The following is a 17,694-nucleotide window of genomic DNA, read 5'->3' as shown; positions in this document are numbered from 1 at the left end:
CCATGCAGCCCCTTGCGGCAATGCCTTTGCAAAAGCTAACGCTTGATTTGCAAAGGTTGGAGGCAAGGATGGCGGTGCAAAAGATCTATGCGGGCAGTGCGCTGCGCGAAACGCGGGCGCGGACGGGGCTGACGCAAAGGCGCTTTGCCGAAACGCTCGGGGTCTCGCTGCCCTATCTCTCGCAGATGGAAAACAACCACCGGCCGATCAGTGCCGGTGTCCTGCTGCGACTGGCGCAGGAATTCGGCGTCGATCTGACGACGCTTGCGGCGGGCGACGCGGAACGCATGGTCATCGACATGCAAGAGGCGCTGGCCGACCCGCTTTTCGACGCCACCCCACCCCTGGCCGACCTGCGGCTTGCGGCGACCAACGCGCCGGTTCTGGCGCGCGCCTTTCTGGACCTGCACCGCGCCTATCGCGAGGGGCAGGAGCGCCTTGCCGCGCTGGACGAGGCCATCGGCGCAGCCAGCCAGAGCACCCTGACCACGCCCTGGGAAGAAGTGCGCGACTTTTTCCACTATTGCGACAACTACATCGACGCCGTGGACCGCGCAGCCGAGCGTTTCGCCTGCCCCGACGGTCGGCGCGCTGACCCTTGGGCGCGCGCGGTCGAAGCCTTGAACAGCCGCGACATCCGCGTTTCGGTGGTCGAGCTTCCCGCCAATGCGGTCTTTCAGCGGGACGGGCGCGAGCTGCGCGTGAACGCCGCGGCCGAGGCGCCGACACGGCTGTTCCAGCTGTTGCATCTGGTCGCGCTTGAACGCCAATCGGACCTGCTCGAGGCAACGCTGGATCTGGGGCGGTTCCGCAGCAGCACCGCGCGCGAGATTGCGCGTCTGGGACTGGCCAATTATTTCGCGGGCGCCGCGCTGATGCCCTACCGCGCCTTTCTGGCCGCGGCCCAATCCGAACGGCACGATCTGGAACGGCTTGCGCATCTTTTCGGCGCCTCGCTGGAACAGGTCGCGCATCGCCTCTCAACCCTGCAGAGGCCGGGCGCCAAAGGTGTACCGTTCTTCTTTGTACGCGTCGATCAGGCAGGCACGATCACCAAGCGCCATTCCGCGACGCGACTGCAATTCGCGCGGTTCGGCGGCGCCTGCCCGCTCTGGAACGTGCATCAGGCCTTTGAACAGCCCGGCCGTTTCCTCAGACAACTGGCCGAGACGCCGGACGGCGTGCGCTATCTGCTGCTGTCGCGGGACGTGTCCAAACACGCAGGCGCCTTCAATGCGCCTGTCCGCCGCTTTGCCATCGGCTTGGGTTGCGAGGTGACGCATGCCTCGGGGTTGGTCTATGCGGACGGTTTGGACCTGACGCGCCCCCGCGCCTTCAAGCCGATCGGCATTTCCTGCCGAATCTGCCCCCGCCCCGATTGCCACCAAAGGTCTGTCCCCCCGATCGATAGGCCACTTCGCATTCCGAATGACCGTAGCGGATACCTTCCATATGAAATTGCGTGACAATTTCGACAAATACGAACTGGTTTCGGCGGAAATTCGCGCAGAAAGGCAGGTATCCGCCCATCTGCGGCGCGCGCGCCTGATGGTCTGTTGCCACGAAGGCACAGGTCCTGTTTACCCGACCTCGAATGGAACGACCGCGCCGCTGCCTGAACGATGGCGCACCGTCCGGGGACAGGGAACGCCTATGAAAGTCTATGACCGACTGAACGCGTCACTTGGCAAATGGTTGCCCGAAAAACGCATCTTCATTCGATCAGAAGACGGCACCCGTTTTCTGCGGCTTCGCCCGCTGACTCAGCTGACCGGCCTTGGCGGCCTGACGCTGGTCTTCGGCTGGACCCTTTTCTCAAGCTCACTCCTCGTGATTGACGCGGTCAGCGCGGGATCGTCCCGTGATCAGGGCCAGCACGCCCAAGCCTCGTTCGAACAGCGCCTTCTGGACCTGTCGGCCGAACGCGACACGCGTGCGGCCGAGGCCATTGCGGCGCAGAACCGCTTTGCCGTCGCACTGGAGAAAGTGTCGCAGATGCAATCGCAACTGCTGCAATCCGAAGAACAGCGCCGCGAGCTCGAGGCCGGGTTGCACAGCATCCAGGCCAGCCTGTCCGAATCGCTTGCTGAACGCGAAACGATCCAGCGTATCATGGGCCAGACCGATCCGCTCGACGCCGACCGGACCGAGGAGTTCTCGGTCGCGCTGGACATCCTGTCGGGAGAATTGCGTCAGGCCGCGGACCAGCGCGCCGCCGCCGTCCAGCAGGCAGAGGAAGCCCGGATTGCCGCCGAGGAACTGGCCGTCGAACGCGACCAGATCCTGGCTCGCAACGACGAGATCCTGACCCAGCTTGAGAACGCCGTGACGGTCTCGGTCAAGCCGCTGGACGACGTGTTCCGCTCGGTCGGGATGAACCCGGACGAGGTGCTGCGCACGATTCGTCGCGGCTATTCGGGCCAAGGCGGTCCGCTGACGCCGATCTCGTACTCGACGCGAGGCAACGCCGCACTGAGCGAGGGCGAGGTCAAGGCGCGTCAGATCGTCGTGACGCTGGACCAGATGAACACCTACCGCATCGCGATGGAAAAGCTGCCTCTGGCGATGCCTGTGCGACAGAATTTCCGGTATACTTCGGGCTTTGGCCGCCGGTGGGGTCGGATGCACGAAGGCATCGACATGGCGGGTCCCGTCGGCACGCCCATCCACGCGACCGGCGACGGGGTTGTCGTCTTTTCGGGGCGCCAGGGCGCCTATGGCAACCTCATCAAGATCCGGCACGAGCTGGGAACCGAGACCCGCTATGCCCACCTGAACCGCATCTCGGTCCGCGTCGGCCAAAGGGTGTCGCAAGGAGAGCGGATCGGTGATATGGGGAACACCGGACGCTCGACCGGGCCACATCTGCACTATGAAGTGCGTGTGAACGGCCGGGCCGTTGACCCGATGAGCTTCATCAAGGCAGCAGAGAATGTTCAGTAAGACACGCGTGACCGAAACCCGCCCCTCGACAAGCCCGGCACCGGCCGGCACCAGCGCCGCGCCCGACCAGCCCCTGCCCGAGCGCCCCACCCCTGAAATGGCGGCCGCCCCCGTTTCGGCCCCCAAGCCGCGCAGCGCGCCCTCGATCCTGTCGGCCGACCTGCATGTGACCGGCAACCTGAAGACGCAGGGCGATGTCCAGATTGAGGGCATCGTCGAGGGCGACATCCGCGCCCATCAACTGACCATCGGCGAATCGGCCACCATCAAGGGCGAGATTGTCGCCGATGACGTGGTGGTTCATGGCCGCGTCGTGGGCCGCCTGCGTGGCCTGAAGGTGCGTCTGACCGCATCGGCCCGCGTCGAGGGCGACATCATCCACAAGACCATCGCCATCGAATCGGGTGCCCATTTCGAGGGCTCGGTCCAGCGTCAGGACGACCCGCTGAGCAACGGCATCACGAAGAAGCTCGCACCGCCCACCTCCGACTGAGCCCTCATTGCCCTTTGCATCTGGCCCGCCTTGGCGGGCCTTTTGCTTGGCCGGTCTTGACGGCGCCGACCTGTCGGTCTTCCCTGCCCGCGAATACCAAGGGAGGATGCGATGAAATTGCTGCGACACGGGCCCAAGGGTCAGGAAAAGCCGGGCCTGCTGGACGCCGGGGGCCGCGTCCGCGATCTTTCGGCGCATATCCCCGACCTGTCGGGCGATGTTCTGACGCGGGCCGGGCTGGCGCGGCTTGCGGCACTGGACCCGGCCTCGCTGCCCGTCGTGGCCGGGACGCCGCAGCAGGATCTGCGTCTGGGCCCCTGCGTCGGCGGGGTCGGCAAGTTCATCGCGGTCGGCCTGAACTACGCCGATCACGCGGCCGAGGCCGGAATGCCCGTCCCGTCAGAGCCTGTCCTCTTCAGCAAATGGACCAGCTGCATTGCCGGGCCGGATGACGATCTGCGCCTGCCGCCGGGTTCGGTCTCGACCGATTGGGAGGTCGAGCTGGGCATCGTCATCGGCGATGGCGGAAGCGACATCCCGCAGGACAGCGCCCTCGATCATGTGGCGGGCTATTGCGTGGTGAACGACATTTCCGAACGCGACTGGCAGATCAACCGCGGCGGGACCTGGGACAAGGGCAAGGGTTATGACGGTTTCGGCCCGATCGGCCCCTGGCTCGTCACCTCGGACGAGATCCCGGACATCGCCGACCTGACCCTGTGGCTCGAGGTGGACGGCCAGCGCCGCCAGCACGGCTCGACCGCGACGATGGTCTTTGGCCCCGCCGAAATCGTCGCCTATTGCTCGCGCTTCACGCGGCTGATGCCGGGCGACGTGATCACGACAGGCACGCCGCCGGGCGTCGGCATGGGGCAGAAGCCGCCGGTTTATCTGCGCGGCGGTCAGGTCATGCGGCTGGGCATCGACGGGTTGGGCCAGCAGACGCAGCGGGTCCTGGCATGAGCGCGCCCTCGATCATCGTCACCGGCGCGGGCAGCGGCATAGGGCGCGACACCGCACGGCTGTTTCTGGCCGAAGGCTGGCGCGTCGGTCTGATCGGCCGCCGCGCCGAGGCGCTTGCCGAAACGGCGCAGGGCCAGCCCGCCCTGATCCTGCCCTGCGATGTGACCGACACGCAGGCGGTCGAGGCGGCCTTTGCGCGCGCCGAGGCGGAGTGGGGCCGTCTGGACATGCTGTTCAACAATGCGGGCATGGCGCTGAAGGCGGCGCTGCCCGATCAGGTCTCGCCCGAGGATTTTCGCGCTGTGATCGACGTGAACGTCACCGGCATGTTTCTCTGCGCGCGGGCGGCGTTCGGGCTGATGCGGCGGCAGCAACCGCGCGGCGGGCGGATCGTGAACAACGGCTCGATCTCGGCGCATGTGCCCCGGGCCGGGTCGCTGGCCTATACGGTGTCGAAACATGCGGTGACGGGGCTGACGCGCAGCCTGTCGCTGGACGGGCGCGATCACGACATCGCCTGCGGGCAGATCGATATCGGCAATGCGGCGACGATCCTTCAGCAGCAGGCCGCTGCCGCCAATCCTGACGCCGAGCCGGTGATCGACGCGGCGCTGGTGGCCGAGGCGGTGCTGAACATGGCACGCCTGCCCCTGTCGGCCAACGTGCAGTTCATGACGCTGATGGCGACGCGGATGCCCTATATCGGGCGCGGTTGATCGCGCTCGGGATCGGGCATCAGCCGCCGATAGAGGTGCCAGGTCGCATGGCCCAGCACCGGCAGCACGATCAGCAGCCCCAGAAACATCGGCAGGATCGCGGCGAAGATCAGCGCCGCGATCATGGCGCCCCAGATCGTCAGCACGCCGAAATTCAGCCGCACGGCCTCGATCGAGGTGATGATCGCGGTGATGAAGTCGGTCTCGTAATCCAGCAGCAGCGGCAGGCCGACCACGGTGAAACTGAACAGCGCCAGCGCGAAGCCAGCCCCGATCAGCGTACCGATGGCCAGCATGGCCAGCCCCCTGCCCTCGAACAGAAGCGCGGCAGAACTGGTCACATTGGTCAGCGACGCCGTCCCGAGAAAAATCGCAAAGGTCGTATGCGCGACAAAGACCCAGAACATGAACATCAACAGGATGACCATCGCCATGGAGGGGATCTGCCTGTCCTTCTGCGCGATCACGATGCGGCTGACGCTGCGCCAGTCCAGTTCCTGACCCAGCTCGATCCGGCGGCTGACCTCGTAAAGTCCCACGGCGGCGAAAGGGGCGATCAGCGGAAAGCCGAGGATGAAGGGGATCAGCCACCAATCGCTGCCAACCGCCGTCGCCACCGCGAACAGCGCCAGCCCGCCCAGTACATAGAAGGCCGAGAACAGCAACCCGAAGGCAGGCGCCCGGCGAAAGTCACGCCAGCCCGCCACCAGCGCGAAACGAAGATCGGACGTTGTTATCCTGACCGGATCGGGCAGCAGATCGGGTTCGTCTTTCAATTGTCCGGGCATGTCGGATCGCGCCATCATTTCACCTCGAATTCAGCGCGTTCGAGGAAAGGATAACGCCCGATCCATCCCTGGCGCAACGATTCGTCAGGCGTAGCGATCGACCAGAGCCGCGCAGACGGCGGGGCTGACGAACTTGGACACATCCCCCCCGAGGCGCGCGATTTCCTTGACCAGTTTCGAGGCGATGGCCTGACGGCGGGCATCGGCCATCAGAAAGACCGTCTCGACCCCGCTATCAAGGGCGCGGTTCATCCCGACCATCTGGAATTCGTATTCGAAATCCGCGACCGCGCGCAGGCCGCGCACGATCACGCCCGCGCCGACATCACGCGCGCAGTCGATCAGCAGGTTCTCGAAAGGATGAACCAGGATCTCGCCGCCGGTGCGGGCGGCGATCTCGGCGCATTCGGCCTGCACCATCGCGACACGTTCCTCGAGATCGAACAACGGCCCCTTGTCGCGGTTGATCGCAACGCCGATCACCAGCCGGTCGACCAACGCCATGGCGCGCTGAATGATGTCGATATGGCCCAAGGTGATCGGGTCGAAGGTGCCGGGATAGAGGCCGATGCGCATGAAATCGCGTCCTTGGTCAGGGTCGTGTGCTCAGGCAAAGCGCATTTGCCCCCTGATTGCAAGAATGTGACCGCCAACGGCCGGGCTGGCCTTGCGTCACGCTCCCATGATCATCCCGGTCAGGGCCTCTTTCTCGGCGGCCAGTTCCTTCAGGCGACCGCTGACGGCATCCCCGATCGAGATGACGCCCAGCATCTCGCCCTGCTCGTCCACCACGGGCATGTGGCGGAAACGGCCTGCGGTCATACGTTCCAGGATAGTCAGCGCATCCTCGCCGGTGGTGCAGGTCTGCACCGCCTTGGTCATGAACTCGCTGACAGGGTGGGACAGCATCTCGGCGCCGTGCTTGCCCAGCTGCCGCACGATGTCGCGTTCGGACAGGATGCCGTCGGGGCGCTTGCCGTCGGTCGAGACCACGACCGCGCCGATGCGCTTTTCGGCCAGCAGGCGGGCGGCGTCGCCCATCGTCGTGTCGGGCAGGATCGTGACGATCAGGGACGGATCGATCCAGGGTTTCGCGCTATCCGATTTCATCGACAGCAATTGCCTGACCAGCATGGCGCCCTCCTTGCGACTTGGTTGATCTCATCCTTTTCGCCGAATCGGCTTACGTCAAGTAGGCGTGTCACCAGCGTCCAAAACCAGCGCCTCGAGGCGCGCGACCTCGGCCCGGATGCCCTGGGCCAGCGCATCCGCCAGAAGGCTCAGCCGACGCGAGGCGCGGTCATCGGCATGCCGGATCAGCCAGAAGCTGCGGCGCAGCGCGATGCGGTCCGTCAGCACCCGCCGCACGCCCGGCGCAAAGGGAATGGCGAAGTCGTGCACGATGCCCAGCCCGGCCCCCGCGCGCACCGCCTGCATCTGCACCGCGACCGAATTGCTGCTGATCTGCGCGACCTCGACCCCGGTGGCCGACAGGTAATCCAGTTCGCGGTCAAAAATCATGTCGGGGATGTAGCCGATCATCCGATGGCCGCGCAGGTCGTCAAGCCCCCGCAGGGCCGGGTGGCGCGCCAGGTAATCCACATGCCCCGCCAGATGCAGCCGGTAATCCGCAAGCCTTTGCACCATCAGCCGCCCCGTATCGGGAGGCGAGACCGCAATGGCCATGTCCGCCTCGCGCCGGGTCAGGTTCACCACGCGCGGCAGGGCGACGATCTGCACCTCCAGCCCAGGATGCGCGGCGCAGAGATCCCGCGCCACCTGCGGCAGCAGGTAATTCGCACAGCCATCCGGCGCGCCGATCCGCAATTGCCCCGTGATCCCCGCCTCTTGCGAGATCGCCTCGGCGGCGGCGGCGGCGGCCTGCTCGGCGGCCTCTGCAGGCGCGACAAGACGCGCACCCTCAGCCGTCAGCGCATAGCCCTGCGGGGTCTTGAGAAACAGCGGCGCACCGACCGCGCCCTCCAGCCGCGCGACACGGCGCCCCACGGTCGAGGCATCCATCCCCAGCCGCCGCCCTGCGCCAGACAGGCTTTCGGTCCGCGCCACCGCCAGAAAGATCCGCAGGTCGTCCCAGTCCATTACCCGGCCCTTTGCATAATCGCAAAACCTATTTGCTACCTTGCCCCTTTATCCGGCAATTCCGCAAGACTAACCTGCGCCCAATACCTTCAGGAGGATAGGATGAAAGAGATTCACCACTGGATCGACGGCGCCGAATACAAGGGCAATTCGGGCCGCTTCAGCGACGTGTTCAACCCCGCCACCGGCGAGGTCCAGGCCCGCCTGTCGCTGGCCACCAAGGCCGAGCTTGACCACGCCATCGCCCGCGCCGCCGAAGCCCAGGTCAAATGGGGCGCCACCAACCCGCAGCGTCGCGCCCGCGTGATGATGGAGTTCGTGCGCCTGATCAACCGCGACATGGACAAGCTGGCCGAGGTTCTGTCCTCGGAACACGGCAAGACCTTCCCCGACGCCAAGGGCGACATCCAGCGCGGCCTCGAAGTGATCGAATTCTGCGTGGCCGCCCCCCACATGCTCAAGGGCGAATTTACCGACAGCGCGGGCCCCGGCATCGACATGTATTCCATGCGCCAACCGCTTGGCGTCGTGGCGGGCATCACGCCCTTCAACTTCCCCGCCATGATCCCGCTGTGGAAGATGGGCCCGGCCCTGGCCTGCGGCAACGCGATGATCCTGAAACCCTCCGAGCGCGACCCCTCGGTGCCGCTGATGCTGGCCAAGCTGCTGCAAGAGGCCGGCCTGCCCAACGGCGTGCTGCAGGTCGTGAACGGCGACAAGGAATCGGTCGATGCGATCCTCGACAGCCCGGTGATCCAGGCCGTGGGCTTCGTCGGCTCGACGCCCATCGCGCAATACATCTATGAACGCGCGGCCGCGACCGGCAAGCGCGCGCAGTGCTTCGGCGGCGCCAAGAACCACATGATCATCATGCCCGACGCCGATCTGGACCAGGCCGCCGACGCGCTGGTGGGCGCGGGCTACGGGGCGGCGGGCGAACGCTGCATGGCGATCTCGGTCGCGGTGCCGGTCGGCGAAAAGACCGCCGACGCGCTGATCGAAAAGCTGGTCCCGCGGATCGAAAAGCTGAAGGTCGGTCCGTGGACCGCGGGCAACGACATCGATTACGGCCCGGTCGTGACCAAGGCCGCCAAGGAAAACATCCTGCGCCTCGTGCAATCGGGCGTGGATCAGGGCGCCGAACTCGTGGTCGATGGTCGCGATTTCAACCTGCAAGGCTACGAGAACGGCTTCTTCGTCGGCCCGCACCTCTTTGACCGCGTGACCCCGGATATGGACATCTACAAGACCGAGATCTTCGGCCCCGTCCTCTCGACCGTCCGCGCCGGCAGCTACGAAGAGGCGCTGAAACTGGCCATGGACCACGAATACGGCAACGGCACGGCGATCTTCACCCGCGACGGCGACACGGCGCGCGACTTCGCCAGCCGGGTGAATATCGGCATGGTCGGCATCAACGTGCCGATCCCGGTTCCGCTGGCCTACCACACCTTCGGCGGCTGGAAGAAATCGGGCTTCGGCGACCTGAACCAGCACGGCCCGGACGCGTTCCGCTTCTATACGCGGACCAAGACCGTGACGTCGCGCTGGCCCTCGGGCATCAAGGAAGGCGGAGAGTTCAACTTCAAGGCCATGGACTGATCCTCTTCTTCACGAAAATATCCCGCGGGGGGTCCGGGGGGCGCGAAGCCCCCCGGCCGTCGCGGGACGCAGAAACGCCACGGTCCCCAACAGGGGCTGAACCATGACCGAACCCGACTTCACCCTCGGCATCGAAGAGGAATATCTGCTCGTCGATGCCGAAACCGGCGATCTGGCGCCCGCGCCCGATGCACTGATGGCGGATTGCAAGGCGGATCTGGGCGATCAGGTCAGCCCGGAATTCCTGCGCTGCCAGATCGAGATCGGCACCCCGGTCGCACCAGACATCCGCACCGCGCGCGAACATCTGCGCCACCTGCGCGCGACCGTGGCCCGCCATGCCGCGCGGCACGGGCTGGCGCCGATCTCGGCTTCCTGCCACCCTTTCGCGGATTGGCGCGATCAGGACCACACCGACAAGGACCGTTACAACCAGCTGTCCCGCGACATGGGCGGCGTGGCGCGGCGGATGCTGATCTGCGGGATGCATGTCCATGTGGGCATCCCCGAACAGGCGCAGCGCATCGACCTGATGAACCAGTTCACCTATTTCCTGCCGCATCTTCTGGCGCTGTCGGCCTCCAGCCCCTTCTGGCAGGGCGAGGATACGGGCCTCGCCTCGTATCGCACCACGGTCTTCGGGGACATGCCGCGCACGGGCCTGCCGCCCGCCTTCGTATCCTGGGACGAATATGACCGCTCGGTCGCGGCGCTGACGCGGCTCGGGATCATCGAAGACAGCAGCAAGATCTGGTGGGATCTGCGCCCCTCGTGCAAATTTCCCACGCTGGAAACGCGGATCTGCGATGCCTGCCCGCGCCTTGAGGATGCGATCACGCTGGCCGCGCTGATCCAGGCGACGCTGCGGATGCTGTGGCGCCTGTCGCGGCGGAATTTGCGTTGGCGGCATTACGACAGCTTCCTTCTGGCCGAGAACCGCTGGCGTGCCGCGCGCTACGGCACGACCGAAGGCCAGATCGATTTCGGCGCGGGTGCGATCATCCCGTTCGAACAGATCGCCGAGGATTGGCTGGCGCTGATCGCCGAGGATGCCGACGCACTGGAAAGCCAGCCCGCCGTCGCCCGCCTACGCGAGATGGCCGCCCGCGGCACCTCGGCCGAGGCGCAGCGCGCCACCGCGGCCCGCGCCCGCGAGGCCGGTGCCGATCCGGGGCAGGCCCTGCGCGCCGTCACCCGCCACCTGATCGAGGAATTCCGCCATGACCTTTAGACGCAGCCGGGGCTCTTGCAACATTCTGGCAATATCTGCCAATTAAACACTCGTTCAATTCGGGCTCATCTGGGGAGGGATGCCGCATGGATTTTGCGCTCAGCGAGGAACAGCAGGCCATTTTCGACATGGCGCGCGATTTAGGGCAGGCCCGGATCGCCCCCCATGCCCGCGCCTGGGAAGACGCCGGGACGATCCCGCGCGACCTGTGGTCCGAGGTGGCCGAACTGGGCCTTGGCGGCATCTATGTCTCCGAGGATCACGGCGGCACAGGGCTGTCGCGCCTTGATGCCACGCTGGTCTTCGAGGCTTTGTCGATGGCCTGCTCCTCGGTCGCGTCCTTCCTGTCGATCCACAACATGTGCGGCGGCATGATCGACAAGTTCGGCGATGACGCGGCCCGCGAACGCTGGCTGCCGCGCCTCTGCCGGATGGAGACGATCTTCAGCTATTGCCTGACCGAACCGGGCAGCGGATCGGACGCGGCGGCCCTGCGGACGCGCGCGGACCGCGACGATCAGGGCTGGCGGCTAAACGGCAACAAGGCCTTCATCTCGGGCGGCAGCTATTCGGACGCCTATATCGTGATGGCCCGCACCGGCGCCGAAGGTCCGCGCGGCATCAGCGCGGTGATCGTCGAAAACGGCACCCCCGGCCTCAGCTTCGGCGCGCTGGAACACAAGATGGGCTGGCGCTCGCAGCCGACGACGCAGGTGCAGTTCGACGATTGCGTGATTCCTGCGGCGAACCTTCTGGGCGAGGAAGGGCGCGGCTTTGCCTATGCGATGGCCGGTCTGGATGGCGGTCGGCTGAACATCGCGGCCAGCGCGCTTGGCGGCGCGCAGGCGGCTCTGGACGCGACGCTGACCTATATGGGCGAACGCCGCGCCTTCGGCCAAAGCCTCGACCAGTTCCAGGCGCTGCAATTCCGCCTGGCCGAGATGGAGACCGCGCTGCAATCCGCCCGCATCCTGCTGCGTCAGGCCGCGTGGAAGCTGGACAACGGCGCCAAGGACGCCACCAAGTTCTGCGCCATGGCCAAGCTGCATGTCACCGACCGCGCCTTTGAGGTCGCCAACCAATGCCTGCAACTGCATGGTGGCTACGGCTATCTGGCCGATTACGGGATCGAAAAGATCGTGCGCGACCTGCGCGTCCATCAGATCCTTGAAGGCACGAACGAGATCATGCGCCTGATCATCAGCCGCGCCCTGCTGGCCGAACGGAGCTGACGGATGGAAGACCTGAACATTCGCATCACGGGACGGGCGGGGCGCATCACCTTCACCCGCCCCAAGGCCCTGAACGCGCTGTCGCATCCGATGGCTTTGGCGATCCATGCCGCGCTGGACCAGTGGCGCGACGATCCGGCCGTGGCGCTGGTCATCATCGACGCCGAGGGCGACCGCGCCTTTTGCGCCGGCGGTGACATCGCGGCGGTCTATCACGCGGGCCGCGCGGGCGATCACGCCGAGGGGCGCGAGTTCTTCCGCGACGAATACCGCATGAACGCGGCGATCGCGGATTATCCCAAGCCCATCGTGGCCTTCATGCAGGGTTTCGTGATGGGCGGCGGCGTGGGCGTGGGCGGTCATGCCGGGCATCGCGTGGTGGGCGACACGACGCGCATCGCCATGCCCGAAAGCGGGATCGGCCTGATCCCCGATGTCGGCGGCACATGGCTTCTGGCCCATGCGCCGGGTCGGATCGGCGAATATCTGGCGCTGACCGGCGCGCGCATGGGTCCGGGCGATACGATCCATGCCCGCTTTGCCGACAGCTACCTGCCCGAATCCGAATGGCCCGCCCTGATCGCAAGGCTCGAGGAAACAGGCGACGCGACGCTGATCCAAGGCCTGACCCCGCCCGAAAGCCCGCTGGCCACGCGCGACCTGTCGCATTTCGGGGGCGCCGACCTGCCCGCAATCATCGCCGCGACCGAGGCCGCGGGCGACGACGAATCGCTTCAGGCGCTGCGGCGCAACTCGCCCCTGTCGATGGCGGCGGGGCTGGCGATGGTGCGCGCAGCGCGGCAGGATGGCCGGATGCAGGATTCGCTGGCACGCGAATACCGTTTCACTTACCGCGCCACCGCCGAAAGCGACTTTCTCGAAGGCGTGCGGGCGCAGATCATTGACAAGGACCGCCAGCCCCGCTGGCAGGCCCCTGCCACCCCCGAGGCGGTCGCGGCCATGCTGGCCCCGCTTGGCGACCACGAACTGACATGGAAGGACAGCGCATGAAGATCGGCTTTATCGGGCTGGGCAATATGGGCGCGCCCATGGCCCGCAACCTTGCCGCCGCCGGGCACGAGGTCACGGGCTACGACACCGCCGCCCCCGACCCCGAAGGCGTGACCCCCGCCATCAGCGCCGCCGAGGCCGCGCGCGATGCCGATGTGGTCATCACCATGCTGCCCAATGGCCAGATCCTGCGCGCGGTGGCCGATCAGGTGATCGCCGCGATGAAGCCCGGCGCGGTCCTGTGCGATTGTTCGACCGTGGATGTGGACAGCGCCCGCGCGGTTGCGGATCAGGCCCGCGCGGCGGGTCTGGGCGCGCTGGACGCCCCCGTCTCGGGCGGGATCGGCGGGGCGCAGGCGGGAACGCTGACCTTCATGGTCGGCGGCTCGGATGCCGATTTCGCCCGCGTCCTGCCCCTGTTCGAGGTGATGGGCCAAAAGGCTGTCCATTGCGGCGATGCGGGCGCGGGACAGGCGGCCAAGATCTGCAACAACATGATCCTGGGCGTCACCATGATCGCCACCTGCGAGGCCTTTGCGCTGGCCGACAGGCTGGGCCTTGACCGGCAGAAGATGTTCGATGTGGTCTCGACCAGCTCGGGCTACAGCTGGAGCCTGAACGCCTATTGCCCCGCCCCCGGCGTCGGCCCGACCTCGCCCGCGGACAATGATTACCGGCCGGGCTTTGCCTCGGAACTGATGCTGAAGGACCTGAATCTGGCGCAGCAGGCGGCGGGGTCTGCGGCTGCGGAAACGCCCATGGGCGCGCTGGCCCGGCAGATCTACGAGGATTTCGTGGAACGAGAGGACGGCAAGGGCCGCGACTTTTCCGCGATGCTGCCGCGCTTCGTGGCGCGGAACGGCTGAACCGGTCAGGCGGCCCGAAAGGGTCGCCCTAGCCCTCCAGCAAGGCGCGTGCCGCCTGCGAGGCCGCGTCGGTGATCGTCTCGCCCGACAACATGCGCGCGATCTCGGTCACGCGCTCGGGTTCGGACAGGGCGCGAACGGTCGATTGCGTCATCCCGTCCGCGACCGATTTCGACACCTGGAAATGCACCGCCCCAAGCGCCGCGACCTGCGGCGAATGGGTCACGACCAGAACCTGCGCGCCCTCGGCCAAAGCCTTCAGGCGCCGCCCCACCGCATCGGCGGTGGCACCGCCGACGCCACGGTCGATCTCGTCGAAGATCATCACCAGCGCGTCATTCCCGCGCGCCAGACAGACCTTGAGCGCCAGCAGAAAGCGCGACAATTCCCCGCCCGAGGCGATCTTGTCCAACGGCCCGGCAGGCGCGCCGGGATTGGTCGCCACGGTGAAGGCCACGGCATCGGCGCCGTCAGGGCCGGGCTCGGCAGGCGTCACGCGGGTCTGAAAGACCGCGCGTTCCATCCGCAGAGGCGCCAGTTCGGCGCTGACCGCCTGATCCAGCCGCGACGCGGCCTGAGCACGGGCGGCGCTCAGATCGGCGCTGGCGGCGGCATAGGCGGCCTCGGCCTCGGTCGCTGCGCGGCGCAGCGCGTCGATCCGCGAGGCCCCCGCGTCGATCCGCGACAGGCGGTCGCGCAACTGATCGGCCAGACCCGCCAGATCGTCGGGCAGAACGTCATGCTTGCGGGCCAGCGCGCGCAGGGCGAACAGCCGTTCCTCGGTCGCCTCCAGCGCGGCGGGGTCGAAATCCAGCGCCGACAGCGCATCCTCGACACCGCGATGCGCCTCGCCCAACTCGATAAGCGCGCGCGACAGCGCGGCAAGGGGTTCGTCCAGCCGCCCCTCGGCACGGTCGGCGGCGCCTTCCAGCCAGCGGTTCGCGTCCAGCATCGCGCCCTCGGCCCCCTCGGCGCCCAGCATCTGCAAGGCGCGGGCGACATCGCCCCGGATGCGCTCAGCCGCCTGCATCGAGCGGCGGGCGATGTCCAGCTGCGCCTCTTCGCCCGCAAGGGGGGCCAGCGCGTCCAGTTCAGCGACCGCGTGGCGCAGGAAGTCCTCTTCGGCGCGGGCGGCTTCCAGCGCGGCCTCGGCCTCGGCCAGATCGCGCATCGCGGTGCGGCGCGCGGCCCATGCGGCGCGCACCGGGCCCAGATCAAGCGCGCCGAACGCGTCCAGCATCGCGCGATGCCCGCGCGGGTTCAGCAGGCCCCTGTCATCGTGCTGGCCGTGCAGTTCCACCAGCACCTCGGAGAGGGCGCGCAACACCTCGCCCGAGACGCGGCGGTCATTGACCCAGCCGGTCTTGCGCCCGTCCAGCGCGTTCACGCGGCGCAGGATCAGTTCATCATCGTCAAGCTCGATCCCGGCATCGGCAAGGATCGTGCGGGCGGGATGGGCGGCGGGCAGGTCGAACACCGCCGTCACCTCGCCCTGGCTCGCGCCGCCGCGGACCAGATCGGCACGCCCGCGCCAGCCCAGCACGAAGCCCAGGCAATCCAGCAGGATCGACTTGCCCGCGCCGGTCTCGCCGGTCAGCACGTTCAGACCGGGGCGAAAGGCCAGGTCCAGCCGGTCGATCAACAGCATGTCGCGGATATCCAGCGATCGCAGCATGTCGAGGCCTCAGACGCCGGGGCGTGGCATCACAGCCAGCGCCCCTGAATGGTCTGGCGATAGATGTTGGTCAGCCAGCTTTCGCCGCGCATCTCGGGCGACAGGCCGCGCCCGCGCAATTGCCGGAACGCATCCTCGTAGAAGGGCGAGGACTGGAAGTTGTGGCCAAGGATCGCACCCGCCGTCTGCGCCTCGTCCAGCAGGCCAAGGGCCAGATAGGCCTCGACCAGCCGCATCAGGGCCTCGGGGGTCATGGTGGTGGTCTGGAATTCCTCGACCACGACGCGGAAGCGGTTGATCGCCGCCGTGTGGTGGCCCCGCTTGAGATAGTAGCGGCCGATCTCCATTTCCTTGGCGGCAAGGTGGTCGAAGGCCAGGTCGAATTTCAGGATCGCGCTGCGGGCATATTCGCTGTCGGGATATTCCTCGATCACGGTCCGCAGGCTGCGCAGCGCCTGGAAGGTCAGGCCCTGGTCGCGGCCCACATCGTCGATCTGGTCGTAATAGGACAGGGCCAGCAGGTATTGCGCATAGGCCGCCTCTTCGTCGCCGGGATAGGTGTCGAGGAAACGCTGCGCGGCGCCGCGGGCCTCTTCGTAATTGGCCGCCTTGTGGTGGCCATAGGCCTGCATGATCAGCGCCCGGCGCGCCCATTCGGAATAGGGGTAAAGACGCTCGATCTCGCTGAAGTAGAAGACGGCATCCTCGGGCCTGCGGGTATTCTCAAGCTCGAATTCGCCGCGCTTGTAGATCTCTTCTGCGGTGAACTGGTCGAGGTTCTGCCGCAGCACGCCGTCGCGGCTGCCCGAGCAGCCCGACACGATGCCACCCGCCAGAACGACCGCCACCACCGAAGCCAAGAATTTCGAGCGCGCCATCCTGATCCTGTCCTGCGATGTCACCAGTAATCCCGCCTGAGGCGGCGATGCCGGCACCTCCTAGCACAGAACATCAGGGGGCGCAAAATGGCAATCCGTTGAATTCGGCCCCGCTTTGGCCGCGATCATGGGCCGCGCATCCCGCCTTGGGCGCCGGGCGCGCGGGAAGCCGCCGCTGTCTTACTCGGCGGCGACGTGCATCGTGCGGACAAGCCCCGCATCGGGGCCATAGGCCGCAACACCCGCGCCCGGCAGGCGCCCCTCCAGCGAGGGGGTGCATTCTTCCCAACGCCATGCGGTCGGGTCCGCAAAGAGCGCGCGCAGCAGACGGTTCGTCATCGCATGGCCCGCACGGTTTGCCTGATAGCCCGCCAGAAGCGGTGCACCGGCCAGCGCCAGATCGCCCACGGCATCCAGCATCTTGTGGCGCACGGCCTCGTCCCGGTGGCGCAGCCCGCCCGGAGACAGGACGCGCGCCCCGTCCACGACGACCGCGTTCAGATAGGTGCCGCCCAGGGCCAGACCGGCCTTGCGCATCGCCTCGACGTCAGAGGCGCGGCAGAAGGTGCGGCTGTCGGCCAGTTCGCGCAGGAAAGCGCCGTTGGCCATGTCCAGATGCAGTTCCTGATGCCCGATCGCGGCATCGGTGAAGTCGATGGCGAAGTCGATCTCCAGATGGTCGCCCGGCACGAGTCGGGCCCAGGCCTCGCCCTCGCGCAGTTCGACCGGGCGCAGAACGCGGATCGCGCGCAGGGGCGCCGCCTGGATCTGGATTCCGGCCTCGATGATGCCCGCGACGAAGGGCGCGGACGAGCCGTCGAGGATCGGCACTTCGGGGCCGTCCACCTCGATCAGGGCGTTGTGGATGCCGGTTCCGGCCAGCGCGGCCATCACATGCTCGACCGTCGAGATCGTGGCGCCCGCACCGTTATCCAGCAGCGTGCACAGCTTCGAGGGCGTGACACGGTCCCAAAGGGCCGGGATCAGCGGCTGGCCGTCAAGATCGGTGCGGCGAAAGACGATGCCATGGTCGGCAGGGGCAGGCAGGATCGCAAGCTGCACCTGGACGCCAGAGTGAAGCCCGGCACCGGCAAAGCAGATTTGGTGTTTCAGCGTAGCCTGCATGACCCGCACTCCGAAAAATTCGTCCCGACAGGGCAGTGCCCCATCGTCAGGGATCAGCTAGGCAGAGCCAC

At 66.9% G+C, this 17,694-nt stretch carries 17 protein-coding genes; 10 read left to right on the top strand and 7 right to left on the bottom strand.

Translation table 11 applies throughout. The features are described 5' to 3' along the window. Positions 1-68: 68 nt before the first annotated feature. The 5 genes from ACTZWU_RS12225 to ACTZWU_RS12205 all read left to right on the top strand — a co-directional run bounded on the left by ACTZWU_RS12225 (position 69) and on the right by ACTZWU_RS12205 (position 5,115). Positions 69-1,466 (top strand): helix-turn-helix domain-containing protein, encoded by a 1,398-nt coding sequence (locus ACTZWU_RS12225; protein ID WP_444737717.1) that lies wholly within the window; start codon positions 69-71, stop codon positions 1,464-1,466. Between the two features lie 187 nt (positions 1,467-1,653). Beyond that, positions 1,654-2,943 (top strand): DUF5930 domain-containing protein, encoded by a 1,290-nt coding sequence (locus ACTZWU_RS12220; RefSeq protein ID WP_444737640.1) that lies wholly within the window; start codon positions 1,654-1,656, stop codon positions 2,941-2,943. Continuing rightward, positions 2,933-3,436, top strand: coding sequence for a polymer-forming cytoskeletal protein (locus ACTZWU_RS12215; protein WP_444737639.1), 504 nt, complete (start codon positions 2,933-2,935; stop codon positions 3,434-3,436). The genes ACTZWU_RS12220 and ACTZWU_RS12215 overlap by 11 nt, the downstream gene beginning before the upstream one ends. Before the next feature lie 111 nt (positions 3,437-3,547). Next, complete coding sequence (locus tag ACTZWU_RS12210; protein ID WP_444737638.1) at positions 3,548-4,399, top strand: fumarylacetoacetate hydrolase family protein; 852 nt, start codon at positions 3,548-3,550, stop codon at positions 4,397-4,399. After that, entirely contained in the window at positions 4,396-5,115 is a 720-nt protein-coding gene (locus ACTZWU_RS12205) for an SDR family oxidoreductase (RefSeq protein ID WP_444737637.1), read from the top strand. Before ACTZWU_RS12210 ends, ACTZWU_RS12205 begins: the two co-directional genes overlap by 4 nt. On the opposite strand, the gene ACTZWU_RS12200 is transcribed toward ACTZWU_RS12205, so the two are convergent. The 4 genes from ACTZWU_RS12200 to ACTZWU_RS12185 all read right to left on the bottom strand — a co-directional run bounded on the left by ACTZWU_RS12200 (position 5,097) and on the right by ACTZWU_RS12185 (position 8,003). Then, a complete protein-coding gene (locus ACTZWU_RS12200) occupies positions 5,097-5,918 on the bottom strand; it encodes a DUF2189 domain-containing protein (RefSeq protein WP_444737636.1) in 822 nt (273 codons plus the stop codon). The two genes, ACTZWU_RS12205 and ACTZWU_RS12200, sit on opposite strands and share 19 nt — an antisense overlap. Before the next feature lie 69 nt (positions 5,919-5,987). After that, positions 5,988-6,479 carry a pantetheine-phosphate adenylyltransferase gene (gene coaD / locus ACTZWU_RS12195; protein WP_304616515.1) on the bottom strand — a complete coding sequence of 164 codons (492 nt, stop codon included), beginning with the start codon at positions 6,477-6,479 and terminating at the stop codon, positions 5,988-5,990. A 96-nt stretch (positions 6,480-6,575) separates the two neighbouring features. Further along, positions 6,576-7,037 carry a CBS domain-containing protein gene (locus ACTZWU_RS12190; RefSeq protein ID WP_444737635.1) on the bottom strand — a complete coding sequence of 154 codons (462 nt, stop codon included), beginning with the start codon at positions 7,035-7,037 and terminating at the stop codon, positions 6,576-6,578. 54 nt (positions 7,038-7,091) lie between these two features. Next, positions 7,092-8,003, bottom strand: coding sequence for a LysR family transcriptional regulator (locus ACTZWU_RS12185; RefSeq protein WP_444737634.1), 912 nt, complete (start codon positions 8,001-8,003; stop codon positions 7,092-7,094). 102 nt (positions 8,004-8,105) lie between these two features. Here ACTZWU_RS12185 and ACTZWU_RS12180 point away from each other — a divergent pair, with 102 nt between their 5' ends. The 5 genes from ACTZWU_RS12180 to mmsB all read left to right on the top strand — a co-directional run bounded on the left by ACTZWU_RS12180 (position 8,106) and on the right by mmsB (position 13,945). Continuing rightward, complete coding sequence (locus ACTZWU_RS12180) at positions 8,106-9,605, top strand: CoA-acylating methylmalonate-semialdehyde dehydrogenase (RefSeq protein ID WP_444737633.1); 1,500 nt, start codon at positions 8,106-8,108, stop codon at positions 9,603-9,605. Between the two features lie 103 nt (positions 9,606-9,708). Further along, complete coding sequence (locus tag ACTZWU_RS12175; protein WP_444737632.1) at positions 9,709-10,836, top strand: carboxylate-amine ligase; 1,128 nt, start codon at positions 9,709-9,711, stop codon at positions 10,834-10,836. A gap of 86 nt (positions 10,837-10,922) precedes the next feature. Beyond that, on the top strand, positions 10,923-12,068 hold the full coding sequence (locus tag ACTZWU_RS12170) for an acyl-CoA dehydrogenase family protein (RefSeq protein WP_444737631.1): 1,146 nt from the start codon (positions 10,923-10,925) through the stop codon (positions 12,066-12,068). 3 nt (positions 12,069-12,071) lie between these two features. Beyond that, the gene (locus tag ACTZWU_RS12165) at positions 12,072-13,079 is read left to right on the top strand and encodes an enoyl-CoA hydratase/isomerase family protein (RefSeq protein ID WP_444737630.1); all 1,008 of its coding nucleotides are present in this window, start codon (positions 12,072-12,074) and stop codon (positions 13,077-13,079) included. Further along, complete coding sequence (gene mmsB, locus ACTZWU_RS12160) at positions 13,076-13,945, top strand: 3-hydroxyisobutyrate dehydrogenase (RefSeq protein WP_444737629.1); 870 nt, start codon at positions 13,076-13,078, stop codon at positions 13,943-13,945. The genes ACTZWU_RS12165 and mmsB overlap by 4 nt, the downstream gene beginning before the upstream one ends. Positions 13,946-13,973: 28 nt before the next feature. On the opposite strand, the gene recN is transcribed toward mmsB, so the two are convergent. The 3 genes from recN to lpxC form a co-directional block, all read right to left on the bottom strand. Continuing rightward, a complete protein-coding gene (recN, locus tag ACTZWU_RS12155; protein ID WP_444737628.1) occupies positions 13,974-15,620 on the bottom strand; it encodes a DNA repair protein RecN in 1,647 nt (548 codons plus the stop codon). Between the two features lie 29 nt (positions 15,621-15,649). Continuing rightward, the gene (locus ACTZWU_RS12150) at positions 15,650-16,498 is read right to left on the bottom strand and encodes an outer membrane protein assembly factor BamD (protein ID WP_444737627.1); all 849 of its coding nucleotides are present in this window, start codon (positions 16,496-16,498) and stop codon (positions 15,650-15,652) included. Positions 16,499-16,678: 180 nt separating this feature from the next. Next, a complete protein-coding gene (gene lpxC, locus ACTZWU_RS12145) occupies positions 16,679-17,623 on the bottom strand; it encodes a UDP-3-O-acyl-N-acetylglucosamine deacetylase (RefSeq protein WP_444737626.1) in 945 nt (314 codons plus the stop codon). Positions 17,624-17,694 lie beyond the last annotated feature (71 nt).

Source organism: Paracoccus sp. NSM (genome assembly GCF_052379855.1).
Classification (GTDB): domain Bacteria; phylum Pseudomonadota; class Alphaproteobacteria; order Rhodobacterales; family Rhodobacteraceae; genus Paracoccus.
The sequence above is the reverse complement of the archived record's forward strand: the minus strand, read 5'-3'. Positions and strand labels throughout refer to the sequence as shown.

Coding starts and splice junctions, on each gene's coding strand:
- mmsB (WP_444737629.1), top strand. CDS start 13,076: ATGAAGATCGGCTTTATCGGGCTGGGCAATATGGGCGCGCCCATGGCC.
- ACTZWU_RS12185 (WP_444737634.1), bottom strand. CDS start 8,003: ATGGACTGGGACGACCTGCGGATCTTTCTGGCGGTGGCGCGGACCGAA.
- ACTZWU_RS12170 (WP_444737631.1), top strand. CDS start 10,923: ATGGATTTTGCGCTCAGCGAGGAACAGCAGGCCATTTTCGACATGGCG.
- coaD (WP_304616515.1), bottom strand. CDS start 6,479: ATGCGCATCGGCCTCTATCCCGGCACCTTCGACCCGATCACCTTGGGC.
- ACTZWU_RS12200 (WP_444737636.1), bottom strand. CDS start 5,918: ATGGCGCGATCCGACATGCCCGGACAATTGAAAGACGAACCCGATCTG.
- ACTZWU_RS12150 (WP_444737627.1), bottom strand. CDS start 16,498: ATGGCGCGCTCGAAATTCTTGGCTTCGGTGGTGGCGGTCGTTCTGGCG.
- ACTZWU_RS12175 (WP_444737632.1), top strand. CDS start 9,709: ATGACCGAACCCGACTTCACCCTCGGCATCGAAGAGGAATATCTGCTC.
- ACTZWU_RS12210 (WP_444737638.1), top strand. CDS start 3,548: ATGAAATTGCTGCGACACGGGCCCAAGGGTCAGGAAAAGCCGGGCCTG.
- recN (WP_444737628.1), bottom strand. CDS start 15,620: ATGCTGCGATCGCTGGATATCCGCGACATGCTGTTGATCGACCGGCTG.
- ACTZWU_RS12220 (WP_444737640.1), top strand. CDS start 1,654: ATGAAAGTCTATGACCGACTGAACGCGTCACTTGGCAAATGGTTGCCC.
- ACTZWU_RS12205 (WP_444737637.1), top strand. CDS start 4,396: ATGAGCGCGCCCTCGATCATCGTCACCGGCGCGGGCAGCGGCATAGGG.
- ACTZWU_RS12190 (WP_444737635.1), bottom strand. CDS start 7,037: ATGCTGGTCAGGCAATTGCTGTCGATGAAATCGGATAGCGCGAAACCC.
- ACTZWU_RS12215 (WP_444737639.1), top strand. CDS start 2,933: ATGTTCAGTAAGACACGCGTGACCGAAACCCGCCCCTCGACAAGCCCG.
- ACTZWU_RS12225 (WP_444737717.1), top strand. CDS start 69: ATGGCGGTGCAAAAGATCTATGCGGGCAGTGCGCTGCGCGAAACGCGG.
- ACTZWU_RS12180 (WP_444737633.1), top strand. CDS start 8,106: ATGAAAGAGATTCACCACTGGATCGACGGCGCCGAATACAAGGGCAAT.
- lpxC (WP_444737626.1), bottom strand. CDS start 17,623: ATGCAGGCTACGCTGAAACACCAAATCTGCTTTGCCGGTGCCGGGCTT.
- ACTZWU_RS12165 (WP_444737630.1), top strand. CDS start 12,072: ATGGAAGACCTGAACATTCGCATCACGGGACGGGCGGGGCGCATCACC.